The 11,958-nt window shown below is 59.4% G+C and carries 8 protein-coding genes; 6 read left to right on the forward strand and 2 right to left on the reverse strand.

Translation table 11 applies throughout. The features are described from left to right. Positions 1-17 precede the first annotated feature (17 nt). Positions 18-1,700 carry a formate--tetrahydrofolate ligase gene (locus GDN47_RS03145; protein ID WP_113332202.1) on the forward strand — a complete coding sequence of 561 codons (1,683 nt, stop codon included), beginning with the start codon at positions 18-20 and terminating at the stop codon, positions 1,698-1,700. Between the two features lie 177 nt (positions 1,701-1,877). Continuing rightward, a complete protein-coding gene (locus tag GDN47_RS03150; RefSeq protein WP_113395540.1) occupies positions 1,878-2,723 on the forward strand; it encodes a protein-L-isoaspartate O-methyltransferase family protein in 846 nt (281 codons plus the stop codon). Between the two features lie 43 nt (positions 2,724-2,766). Here the strand turns inward: GDN47_RS03150 and GDN47_RS03155 are convergent, their stop codons facing one another. Then, on the reverse strand, positions 2,767-3,567 hold the full coding sequence (locus GDN47_RS03155) for an extensin-like domain-containing protein (protein ID WP_152092611.1): 801 nt from the start codon (positions 3,565-3,567) through the stop codon (positions 2,767-2,769). Positions 3,568-3,886: 319 nt separating this feature from the next. Between GDN47_RS03155 and GDN47_RS03160 the strand changes: the two genes are divergently transcribed. Continuing rightward, complete coding sequence (locus GDN47_RS03160; RefSeq protein WP_152092612.1) at positions 3,887-6,118, forward strand: TonB-dependent hemoglobin/transferrin/lactoferrin family receptor; 2,232 nt, start codon at positions 3,887-3,889, stop codon at positions 6,116-6,118. A gap of 421 nt (positions 6,119-6,539) precedes the next feature. Further along, entirely contained in the window at positions 6,540-8,063 is a 1,524-nt protein-coding gene (locus tag GDN47_RS03165) for an ABC-F family ATP-binding cassette domain-containing protein (RefSeq protein WP_152092613.1), read from the forward strand. 14 nt (positions 8,064-8,077) lie between these two features. Here GDN47_RS03165 and GDN47_RS03170 read toward each other — a convergent pair whose 3' ends face one another. After that, positions 8,078-8,977, reverse strand: coding sequence for a LysR family transcriptional regulator (locus GDN47_RS03170; protein ID WP_152092614.1), 900 nt, complete (start codon positions 8,975-8,977; stop codon positions 8,078-8,080). A 125-nt stretch (positions 8,978-9,102) separates the two neighbouring features. Between GDN47_RS03170 and GDN47_RS03175 the strand changes: the two genes are divergently transcribed. After that, positions 9,103-9,468 carry an antibiotic biosynthesis monooxygenase gene (locus tag GDN47_RS03175; protein ID WP_113351826.1) on the forward strand — a complete coding sequence of 122 codons (366 nt, stop codon included), beginning with the start codon at positions 9,103-9,105 and terminating at the stop codon, positions 9,466-9,468. Between the two features lie 267 nt (positions 9,469-9,735). After that, positions 9,736-11,925: an anthranilate synthase gene (locus tag GDN47_RS03180; RefSeq protein ID WP_152092615.1), complete on the forward strand. Its 2,190-nt coding sequence runs from the start codon at positions 9,736-9,738 to the stop codon at positions 11,923-11,925. Positions 11,926-11,958 lie beyond the last annotated feature (33 nt).

An 11,958-nucleotide genomic window follows, 5' to 3' on the forward strand; every position in this document is an offset into this window, starting at 1 on the left:
GTTTGGGGGCGAGACTTATGGCGACGACAGTGGCATCCGATATCGAGATTGCGCGCGCGGCGAAGAAGCTGCCGATTATGGAGATCGGTGCCAAGCTCGGTATTCCGGCGGAAGATCTCGCACCTTACGGTTACGACAAGGCAAAGATCGGTGCAGCGTTCATTGCAGCACAGGCTGGCAAGAAGGACGGCAAACTGATCCTCGTCACGGCGATCAACCCGACGCCTGCGGGTGAGGGCAAGACCACCACGACGGTTGGCCTTGGCGACGGCCTGAACCGCATCGGTAAGAAGGCCGTGGTCTGCGTACGCGAGGCGTCGCTCGGCCCATGCTTCGGCGTGAAGGGCGGGGCGGCCGGCGGCGGCTATGCGCAGGTTATCCCGATGGAAGATATCAACCTCCATTTCACCGGCGATTTCCATGCGATCACCTCTGCCCATAATCTGCTTGCCGCGCTGATCGACAACCATATCTATTGGGGCAACGAGCAGAATATCGATATCAGGCGCATCACCTGGCGCCGCGCAATGGATATGAACGACCGCGCATTGCGCGATATCGTCTCCTCGCTCGGCGGCGTTGCGAACGGCTTTCCGCGCGAAGGTGGCTTCGATATCACCGTCGCCTCCGAGGTGATGGCCATCCTTTGTCTGGCATCCGATCTCAAGGATCTGGAAAAGCGGCTCGGCAACATCATCATCGGCTATCGCCGCGACCGTACGCCCGTTTATGCCCGCGACCTGAAGGCCGACGGCGCCATGGCCGTGCTCCTGAAGGACGCCATGCAGCCGAACCTTGTGCAGACGTTGGAGAACAATCCGGCACTGGTGCATGGCGGTCCCTTCGCCAATATCGCCCATGGCTGCAACTCGGTGATTGCGACGCGCACGGCACTGAAGCTTGCCGATTACGTCGTGACGGAAGCCGGCTTCGGCGCCGATCTGGGTGCGGAGAAATTCTTCGATATCAAATGCCGCAAGTCCGGGCTCTCGCCGGATGCCGCCGTCATCGTCGCGACCGTGCGGGCCTTGAAGATGAATGGCGGCGTCAAGAAGGACGATCTCGGCAGGGAGAATGTCGAGGCTTTGGTGAAGGGCTGCGCCAATCTCGGCCGGCATGTCGCCAATGTCCGCAAGTTCGGCGTGCCTGTCGTCGTCGCAATCAATCATTTCGTTTCGGACACGGAAGCCGAAATCGAGGCGCTGAAGAATTATGTCGCCCGTCTCGGCGCCGAGGCCATCCTTTGCCGGCACTGGGCCGAGGGCTCGGCGGGCATAACCGATCTCGCGCACAAAGTGGTCGAGCTTGCCGAATCCGGCCAGGCGAAATTCCAGCCGCTCTATCCCGATAATCTTCCCTTGCTGGAGAAGATCGAGATCGTGGCCTCCAAGATCTACCATGCCGGCGAGGTGACGGCTGACAAGGCCGTGCGAGATCAGCTCAGGTCCTGGGAGGATCAGGGTTACGGGCATCTGCCGGTCTGCATGGCGAAGACGCAATATTCCTTCTCGACCGATCCAAATGTTCGGGGAGCACCCGAAGGCCATATCGTACCCGTTCGCGAGGTACGCCTTTCAGCCGGGGCCGGCTTCGTCGTCGTCATCACCGGCGAGATCATGACCATGCCCGGCCTGCCGAAATCGCCGGCAGCCGAGAGGATTTTCCTTAATGATCAGGGCTACATCGAAGGACTATTTTAAGTTCAGAATCCGATTCAACCGAGGCCGTTTGAACTCAGAACCTCTGCCGATTCGGCTCCACCTGCAGCAGAGTGCGATGCGGTTCAAGGGAGAAAAACCGCCCGTTCGCTTGACGCCATCGGCAACAGGATCGACAACGGACACCGACATCATCGGATGGAAGAGTGGAGGCAGATCGTGACTGCAGACAGCCGTGCCAGCTTGGACGATATACGCGCCTTCCATGCGAAAATGATGGCTGCCGCCAGCAACTCGGTGGATGAAAGGCTAGAGCGGGCCTTCCGCCAGGTGCCGCGCGAAGCCTTCATGGGACCGGGGCCTTGGCAGATCGTGGTCAAGGGACGCTATCTCGAAACGCCGAGCAGCGATCCTGCCTTTCTCTATCAGAATGTTCTGGTCTCCCTGGACAGATCGAAGGGCATCAACAATGGCGAGCCGTTTCTCCATGCCGCTTTCCTGGGTGCCGTCGCGCCCAAGCCCGGCGAAACCGTCGTTCAGATCGGCACGGGGACGGGATACTACACCGCCATTCTCTCAACGCTGGTGACACCGGGTGGGCATGTCCATGCCATCGAGATCGATGAGGTATTGGCCGGCCGCACGCGAGACAACCTCGCCTCCTATAAAGACGTTTCCGTCATCTGTGCCGATGCGACTTCGTTCGAGCTTCCGGATGCCGATCTGATCTATGTGAGTGCCGGCGTGGTGGCGCCGCCGAAGTCATGGCTGCAGGCGTTGCGACCCGGAGGCCGGCTCATCGTGCCCTGGCAGGCGAATGAGAGGGTCGGGCTTGCCGTCATAATTACCCGCGAGGATACCGGATTCAGCGCTCGTGCTTTGATGCCCGCCTATTTCATCCCCTGCATCGGGGCATCCGATCCCATGCAATCCGCGAAAATTCCGAATGGCGGCGAGGCTCGCTCCATTCGGTCGGTTTGGCTCACTCAGGAGCGAGCGCCGGACGAAACGGCGGTGGCGATCTATAGAGACCTATGGTTCTCGAATGTAGGCCTCGGGATATGAAGAGATTCAAAGATCATCGTGGGACCAAGCCCACGACGCGTTTCTAGTGGCAGTAACGAAAGCCGCCATTCCTTTCGATGACGTCGAGATGAAAATGGGTCTCGTGGGCAGCGTCGCTTTCCGGGTCTAGAACCGTCGTGAAATAGAGGCAGGCAGACGCACTGGCCGCACGCTGGAATGCGCCTGTCAGCGTCGGATCTTCGCGGCGTGGCTCGATTGCGATGGTCTTGCCGTTTTCGAAGGTAAAACTCGCGACATCTATGGCGTTGCCGCGGGCATGCTCGGAGATCTTGCCGGTGGAAGCATTGTTGCGCAGCCGGCAGACATAGGTCGATGCCTGATTGATCGTGACGATCTTGCCATTGTCCAATGCCGTCGCTGATGGAATGACGCTTTCCTTCATCCATTGAGCCAAAGCGAGAGCGGCTTCGCAGCGCATTTTCCCTTCGGGCTTGAATTCTATGCCCGGCAGCGGAGAGCTAAGCGCGATCGGCTTGTCGATGCCGCAGCCATTGCCATCGTCGATGCGGGCGATCTCTTTGAAAGTCGCTCCGATGGCGGTCAGCGCCTTTAGGCAGGCCTGGTGCTGATCATCCGGTTCGGAAGCGATGGTCAGGGGCGGACGGGGAGGGCCTTGCATCTGTTGGCCGTTTGTCTGTTCCTCCGGCCGTGGCGCCGGCTTTTCTTCCGGTTGAGCCGTCGGCTTTTCCGCCGGAACGACAGGGCCGTCCGGTGATGCCGAGGGTTTTTCTGCCGGGATCGGCGCTTTGCCATCCGGCTGAACTTGTTCCTGATCCGGTTTTTGCTCGGGTATCGGGCCGGTCTGCGGGAGAGAGGCGGCCATGAAAAGGACGGCGGCGGAGACTAATGAAACAATTCTAAACAGCATCAAGTAATTCAGCCAATTCTAATGATGATGCCGATAGAACGCATGAGGCTGTCATTTCGTTGCAATTCAGCAACGTTCGCCTCTTGTCTTAAAAGGTGACAATTTTATTCATGATTAAGTGCGCCGAATATATTGACAATAATACTCATGTTTTTTATGCGGCAGAAAGAAGGCGGAATATTTCCGCCCGTTAACAAGATAACCTAGCCAGCCCCTTGCCTGCTTTCGACGCAGCAACCAGCCAGCCCGGTGAAGCAATTCGAAAGGAATGGTTATGGTTGTCCGGCGCTCACGCTCGGCCCTCTTGGCATGCACCGCGTTTCTCGCTCTCGGGCTGGCGACGACGTCTTTTGCGCAAACAGCCGCTCAAAATGAAGAGGCGACGGGCGAGGCCGCCAAGGGCGATCGAGTCACCAATCTGAAACCGATCGTCGTGAAGGGCAAAGGCAAGGCGAACAAGGATGTGCTTGCCGACTCTCCGACCACGAGCGAGACGACGGCCAAGGACATCGACGACCAGCAAATCACACGTATCGAGGATCTCGGCCGCAGCACCGAAGTCGGCGTCGGCTTCAACCGTACGACCGGCGGCGTCAATATTCGCGGCCTTGGCGACGACCGCGTTTTGACCACCGTCGACGGTATCCAAATTCCTTTCCTTCTTGATGCTTCACGCGAATCGGACGGTGGCATCAACAGCTTCGATTTCAACGCGCTTTCCAGTGTCGATGTCGTGCGCGGCGCTGATTCCAGCCGTGCCGGTTCGGGTGCTCTCGGCGGAGCTTTCGTGCTGCGCACGCTGGAGCCGGAAGATCTGATTGCGCCAGGCTCCACCTGGGGTGGCATCTTTAAGTTCGGTTATAATGGTGACGACCGGAGCATTGGCGGTTCGGCCGCTGTTGCCAAGCGCATCGACAATACCGCCGTTCTCTTCCAGGGCGGCTACACCCACGGTCACGAGCTTGAGAACAACGGCGATGTCGGCGGCTATTCGACCAAGCGTACAGAAGCGAATCCGGCTGACTACAATCAGAAAAGCGGCCTGTTCAAGATCCGCCAATATACCGACGTCGGCTCCCTCGGTATTACCGCCGAGCACTACAACAAGGATAAAGACACGGATTTGATGACCTTGCAGAGCCCGACCGGAAACTTCCGGCCCGGCAATTACAATGGTACAGACAATGTCGAGCGCAATCGCGTGTCGCTCGATTACAAATATGAAGCCGAGAATGCCGATTCACTGCTTGATACAGCCAATGCCGTTTTCTACTGGCAGAATCTCGTGCGTGAAACCGGTACCGCGGGTTACAGATACACGTCGGTTATTGGCGACTATTCTCGTCTTAACGAAATGGAAGACCGCAGTATCGGCTTCAGCGGCAACGCGTCGAAGTCTTTCGACACCGGCAACCTGCATCACCAGCTCACCTTCGGTCTCGACGTCGCCTTTGACAAGGTTCACCAGTACTCAGCCGGCAAGGATAGCTGCAGCAACCCACGCTGGCGCGCTACTTGTGCATTCCTCCATACCAACCAGTCCGACATGCCCGATGTCGATGGCAAGCGCGTCGGCGCCTTCATCGACGACAAGATCGAGTTGGGCTCCAGCAATTTCTATCTGACGCCGGGTCTGCGCTTCGACTGGTATGATTACTCGCCGAAGAACACGGCTGCCTATCGTGATAGCGCGAACTATGATGGCCTGCCCCCCGGACAATCCGACAGCCGCTTCTCGCCGAAGCTGCGCGCATCCTATCAGCCGCAGGACAATGTCGAACTTTATGCGCAGTGGGCGATGGCCTTCCGTGCACCTAACGTCAGCGAACTCTATGTGAACTACGGCGTACCTGGCGGCTACGTCAACATCGGCAATCCGAACCTGAAGCCCGAGACCAGCAACGGCATCGAAATCGGCACCAACCTCGGCGATGACGATTTCGGCGGCCATATCGGCGCCTTCTATAACAAGTACAAGAACTTCATCGACACGCTGAATTATCGCGATCCTACGGGCACCTATCCGCTCGGGATCACTGAATACTTCAACCGCGCCAATGTCCGCATGTTCGGTATCGAGGTCAACGCGCACAAGACGTTCGACAATGGCATCCACGTCAAGGGCTCGCTTGCCTATGTCAACGGCAAGGATTCCGATACTGGCCAGTGGATCGGCTCCGTCGCTCCGGCCAAGGCGGCCTTCACTGTCGGCTATGCGGCTGATGTCTGGGGAACGGACCTGACTTTCATCACCGCGGCGCGCGAGGCGAAGAAGACAGGCGATACGCTGCAAACCCCTGCCTACGGTATCTTCGATCTCACAGCCTGGTGGGAACCGGAGCAGGTGAAGGGCCTTAGCATTCGCGGCGGCGTCTACAACATCTTCAACAAGACCTATTACGACGCTCTCAACGCACCGTCCTATAGCGGCACGCTGACCCAGCCTGCTTCCTATTATTCCGAACCCGGTCGGACCTTCAAGCTGACGCTGACGCAACGGTTCTAAGCCGTTACATCGATGCAGCAAACTTGGGCGATGCTTCGGCATCGCCTCTTTTTTGCTCTCCCGCGTGGCATCGGGCGATCTGCGCAATTGTAAATGGCAGCGTTCGATGCTATTCGAACAACGCAGTCTTTAACCGTCGAGAAAAGAAGAGAGGAGGACCGTATGACCAAGATAGTCTGGCATATTCGCCAGTTCGGTCCGACTCGTGCCCTGCAGATGCGTTTGCAGGGCTGATCAGAGGCTGTTTTCTCACTCAATCCTTCTGGTCTGCCCTTTGGGCGACGCGAGCTCGCGCACCTACGTGGCCGCGTCATGACATGTTTTCGAGCATTGGCCTGCTTTGGCCATCGGCATAGGCGTAGCGCGGCAAAAGGAGCCGCCGGCGATGTCTTGAGATGCTCGATCGAGACCGGAAAAGACCATGACTCTGATCAATCTCCGCAATCTGGGCGTCACCATGGGTGCGCCGCTGTTTTCCAATCTCAATTTCACGGTGGATGCCGGTGACCGCGTCGGCATCGTCGCCGCGAATGGACGCGGGAAGACCACGCTGCTCAACTGCATCACGGGCAGGCAGGAGCCGACCACAGGTGAGATCACCCGCGCCCGGGGCTTGCGCGTCGGCTATGTCGAACAGAACGTGCCGGCGAACCTGCTGGACGTCTCCTTCTATGATGCCGTTATGCGCGCTTTGCCTCAGGAGCAAGTCGCGAGCGAGAGCTGGCGTGTCGACGTCACTCTCGATTCGCTTGATGTACCTGATGCGATGCGGGAGAGGACGTTGGCGCAGCTCAGCGGCGGCTGGCAGCGGCTTGCCGTGCTTGCCCGGGTCTGGGTGACGGAACCCGACGTGCTGCTGCTCGACGAGCCGACCAACCATCTCGATCTCGCCAAGATCGCACTGCTGGAGGATTGGCTGAATGCCTTGCCGCGCGATGTGCCCGTCATCATCGCCAGCCACGACCGCGCCTTCCTCGATGCCGTCTGCAATCGAACCCTGTTCCTGCGCCAGGATCAGTCGCAAACCTATGCGCTGCCGTATAGCAGGGCGCGTGCGGCGCTGGACGAGGTCGATGCCTCGGACGAGCGGCGATATCAGAAAGAGATGAAGACGGCGCAGCAGCTGCGCAAGCAGGCGGCCAAACTCCACAATATCGGCGTCAATTCCGGCAGCGATCTCCTGACGGTGAAGACGAAGCAATTGAAGGCGCGGGCCGAGAAGCTGGAGGACAGCGCGAGACCGGGCTACCGTGAGCGTTCCTCCGGCTCGATCAAGCTCGCCAATCGTGGCATCCACGCCAAGGTCCTGCTGACGCTGGAGGATGCCTCGGTGACGACGCCTGATGGTACGTTGTTATTCAAGACCGGCCAGCAGTGGATTTGTCAGGGCGACCGCATCGTGTTGCTCGGGCAGAATGGTGCCGGCAAGACGCGGTTTGTCGAGATGATCCGTAGGGCGATCGCCGATCCGTCTGCCGGCGGCCCAATCAAGCCGACGCCGTCTCTAGTGTTGGGTTACAGTGATCAGGCGCTCTCCCATCTCGGTGAAAAGGATACGCCGCTCGGCATGATCACGCGCTTGTTCGAGCTCGGCGAACAACGCGCCCGCACGCTGCTGGTCGGTGTTGGCATCGGTATCGACATGCAGGGGAAGGAGATCGGCCGTCTGTCTGGCGGGCAGAAGGCGCGGCTCGCCATGCTGGCGCTGCGGCTGACCAATCCAAACTTCTACCTGCTGGACGAGCCGACAAACCATCTGGATATCGACGGCCAGGAGGCGCTGGAGGGCGAACTGACGGCAAATGAGGCGAGCTGCCTTCTCGTCTCGCACGATCGCAGTTTCGTGCGATCGATCGGCAATCGCTTCTGGCTGATCGACCGGAAGCGATTGGTCGAAGTGGATGGGCCGGAGGAGTTCTTCGAGGCGGCGAGAGGGCAGGCGTGAGGAGGGCGGAATCCTCAGGCGGCCGACGGGTGCGAAAACAGATTGGCCGCCATAAAATCCACAAAGGCACGTATCTTCGGGGACAGGTAGCGGCTCGTGGGCCACAATACGCGAAAGATGCCTGTCTTCGCGATATGGTCTTCGAGCAGCGGCACAAGCTGGCCGTCCGCGATTTGCGTGCTGACGGCAAAGGGCGGCAGGCACGTGATGCCGAAGCCGTTTTCGGCTAGGTGGATGAGCGGTTCGATGGTGCTGGCGATCGTCGTCGTCGGCAAAGCGAGCCGCAACTCCTCCCCATTGCGCGCCAGAGGCCACGGCTCCAGCTTGCCCGTGCTGGGATAGCGATGATGCAAGCATTTGTGCTGAAGCAGGTCTTCAGGTGCAAGCGGGATTCCTTCCGCTTTCAGATAGTTGGGTGCGGCGACGATTTGAAAGCGGAATGTACCGAGCTTGCGGCTCATCAGCCTCGTATCCCTGACATCGCCGGTTCGGATGACCGCATCGAATCCCTCCTCGATCACATCGACCAGCCGATCGGTAAAATCCAGATCCAGCGTGATATCGGGATAGGTGCGCATGAAGGCCGATATCGCCGGCATCAACAGCATTCCGGCCAGGGGGAGGCTGACGCGAAGGTGGCCGCGAGGAGCCGCATGCGATTTCGAAAGCTCCGCCTGAGCCGTATCCAGCTCTGAGATGATGCGCCGGCAGGTGTCGAGGAAGAAGCTGCCTTCTTCGGTCAGCGTCATGCTGCGGGTCGAGCGGTGAAAGAGGCGAACGCCCATCTCCCGCTCCAGGCGGGCGATTGCCTTGCCGACGGCGGAGCTCGAAAGACCGAGCCGGCGCGCGCCCGCAACGAAGCTGCCGCCTTCCGCCGTCTGTACGAAGATCCCAAGCGTTCCAAGCCTATCCATCACGGCTCCCGATTGCGGAATATAATTCCGATCTTATGTGAATACCGGATCATTTATCCGCTATCTCACTCTCGATATCCAGTGCCGGTGCGGCACATGAAGCCGCTTTTTCGAAAGGAACCGCAATGGATACGATTTCCGCCCATTTCACCGCCCAGCCGCAGCCGACCACCTTCATCGTCAATGTCATCCACGTTCATCCCGGCAAGCAGGAAGAAGCCTTCCGCGTGATCCAGGATGTTGTTCACTATGTCGCCGAACGGAAAGAAGGATTCCTCTGGAGCAATCTTGCCAAGAGCACGGACGGCCTGACGGTTGTGAATATCGAAGCCATCAAGGGCGCCGGCAATGTCGACGAATTCTTCTCCGATCCAGTTTTTGTCGAGAAATTCCGCAGGCTCGATGACGTTTCGACAAGTGAATTCCACACCTACACTGTTGGCGATCTGGTTTTGCCGAAGCTCGGCGGCGGTGAAGGCGCCAGTGTCTAAGGCGTTGTAATCGATAGCAAGCAGATGCCGCCTCTTCGTTGCCGGAAACTTTCCTTCCATCTTCCGCTTGCGCATCGCGGCATCTCACGCTAACAATTCCCGCCATGAACACGTCCTTGAACAACATTGCAGTTTGGTGGTGGGCACGCTGAGGCGGCCTCGACCAATCGTGTTCAAAGACGACGAGTGAGCCGCCCGAGATTTCGAGGCGGCTTTTTTGTTATATTGGCCGCCTGTCATCCGGGCCCGACAACGGAGTGAGGAACAATGGTAACGATCCTTCGGGATGATGGTGCGGAAATCTACGAGACGAAGGGCGGTATCACTGTCACTCGGCAGCGCCGGCCGACGCCCTATGCGGATGCGGTTTCATCCTATATCGACAAGCTCGATGAGCGCCGCGGCGCCGTCTTCTCCTCCAACTACGAATATCCGGGCCGCTATACGCGTTGGGATACCGCCATCGTCGATCCGCCGCTCGGCCTGTCCTGCAACGGGCGCGATGTCTGGATCGAAGCCTATAACGAGCGCGGCGAAGTCATTCTCGGCTTCATCGCGGAGAAGCTGAAGACCGTTTCCGAGGTGGTGCTTGGCGCCTCGGCGCCGCGCCGGCTCGATCTCACGGTCAAGACGCCGGATCGTGTTTTCACCGAGGAAGAGCGCTCGAAGATGCCGACGGTCTTCACCGTGCTGCGCGCCGTGACCGATCTATTCTATTCCCAGGCCGATGCCAGCATCGGCTTCTACGGCGCCTTCGGCTACGATCTGGCGTTCCAGTTCGACGCAATCGATCTGAAGCTCAAGCGCCCGGACGACCAGCGCGACATGGTGCTCTACCTGCCGGACGAAATCCTTGTGGTGGACAACTATTCCGCCAAGGCCTGGATCGATCGCTACGATTTCGCCAAGGGCGAGGTATCGACGGAAGGCAAGTCCGGCGAGATCGCGCCCGAGCCGTTCCGGCACACCGATGCGATCCCGCCGAAGAGCGATCATCGCCCTGGCGAATATGCCGAACTGGTGGTCAAAGCGAAGGAGAGCTTCCGCAAGGGCGACCTCTTCGAAGTCGTGCCCGGCCAGAAGTTCATGGAGCGCTGCGAGAGCAAACCATCAGATATTTCCAAGCGCCTGAAGGCGATCAATCCGTCGCCCTATTCCTTCTTCATCAATCTCGGCAATCAGGAATATCTCGTCGGCGCTTCGCCTGAAATGTTCGTGCGCGTATCGGGCCGCCGCATTGAGACCTGCCCGATTTCGGGCACGATCAAGCGCGGGGACGATCCGATCGCCGACAGCGAGCAGATCCTGAAGCTCTTGAATTCCAAGAAGGACGAGTCGGAACTCACCATGTGCTCCGACGTCGACCGAAACGACAAGAGCCGCGTCTGCGAGCCGGGTTCGGTCAAGGTCATCGGCCGCCGGCAGATCGAGATGTATTCGCGCCTCATCCACACGGTCGACCATATCGAGGGCCGCCTGCGCGACGATATGGACGCCTTCGACGGCTTCCTGAGCCACGCCTGGGCCGTCACCGTCACCGGCGCGCCGAAGCTCTGGGCCATGCGCTTCATCGAGAGCCATGAAAAGAGCCCGCGGGCCTGGTATGGCGGCGCGATCGGCATGGTCGGCTTCAATGGCGACATGAACACCGGCCTGACGCTGCGCACCGTTCGCATCAAGGATGGCATTGCCGAGGTGCGGGCAGGCGCGACGCTGCTCAACGACTCGATCCCCGAGGAAGAAGAAGCCGAAACCGAACTGAAGGCCTCCGCCATGCTTTCCGCCATCCGTGACGCCAAAACCGGCAATTCCGGCAAACAGCAACGCGACGTTGCTTCCGTCGGCAAGGGCGTGAAGATCCTGCTCGTCGACCATGAGGACAGCTTCGTCCATACGCTTGCCAACTACTTCCGCCAGACGGGTGCAACGGTTTCGACCGTGCGCACGCCGGTGCCGGAAGAGGTCTTCGACCGGCTCGACCCGGATCTCGTCGTACTGTCGCCGGGTCCTGGCAATCCAAAGGATTTCGATTGCAAGGCGACGATCAAGAAGGCGAGGGCGCGCAACCTGCCGATCTTCGGCGTCTGCCTGGGCCTGCAGGCGCTGGCCGAAGCCTATGGCGGCGAGCTGCGCCATCTGGCGATCCCGATGCATGGCAAGCCCTCGCGCATCCGCGTGCTGGAGCCCGGTCTGGTCTTTTCCGGTCTTGGCCGTGAAGTGACCGTTGGCCGCTACCACTCGATCTTCGCCGATCCGTCGAGCCTGCCGCGCGACTTCATGATCACGGCCGAGAGCGAAGACGGCACGATCATGGGCATCGAGCATGTGAAGGAGCCGATCGCGGCCGTGCAGTTCCATCCGGAATCGATCATGACGCTCGGCGGCGATGCCGGCATGCGGATGATCGAGAATGTCGTGGCGCATCTGGCGCGGCGGGCGAAGACGAAGGCCGCCTGAGACGAGCGTTTAGAATTCGGAGGTTTGATAGCC

The organism is Martinezella dioscoreae, assembly GCF_009176305.1.
Classification (GTDB): domain Bacteria; phylum Pseudomonadota; class Alphaproteobacteria; order Rhizobiales; family Rhizobiaceae; genus Rhizobium; species Rhizobium dioscoreae.

What these genes read in the sequence shown, in the direction of transcription:
- GDN47_RS03180 (WP_152092615.1), top strand. Translation starts at nt 9,736, where the DNA reads ATGGTAACGATCCTTCGGGATGATGGTGCGGAAATCTACGAGACGAAG.
- GDN47_RS03165 (WP_152092613.1), top strand. Translation starts at nt 6,540, where the DNA reads ATGACTCTGATCAATCTCCGCAATCTGGGCGTCACCATGGGTGCGCCG.
- GDN47_RS03155 (WP_152092611.1), bottom strand. Translation starts at nt 3,567, where the DNA reads ATGGCCGCCTCTCTCCCGCAGACCGGCCCGATACCCGAGCAAAAACCG.
- GDN47_RS03145 (WP_113332202.1), top strand. Translation starts at nt 18, where the DNA reads ATGGCGACGACAGTGGCATCCGATATCGAGATTGCGCGCGCGGCGAAG.
- GDN47_RS03160 (WP_152092612.1), top strand. Translation starts at nt 3,887, where the DNA reads ATGGTTGTCCGGCGCTCACGCTCGGCCCTCTTGGCATGCACCGCGTTT.
- GDN47_RS03175 (WP_113351826.1), top strand. Translation starts at nt 9,103, where the DNA reads ATGGATACGATTTCCGCCCATTTCACCGCCCAGCCGCAGCCGACCACC.
- GDN47_RS03170 (WP_152092614.1), bottom strand. Translation starts at nt 8,977, where the DNA reads ATGGATAGGCTTGGAACGCTTGGGATCTTCGTACAGACGGCGGAAGGC.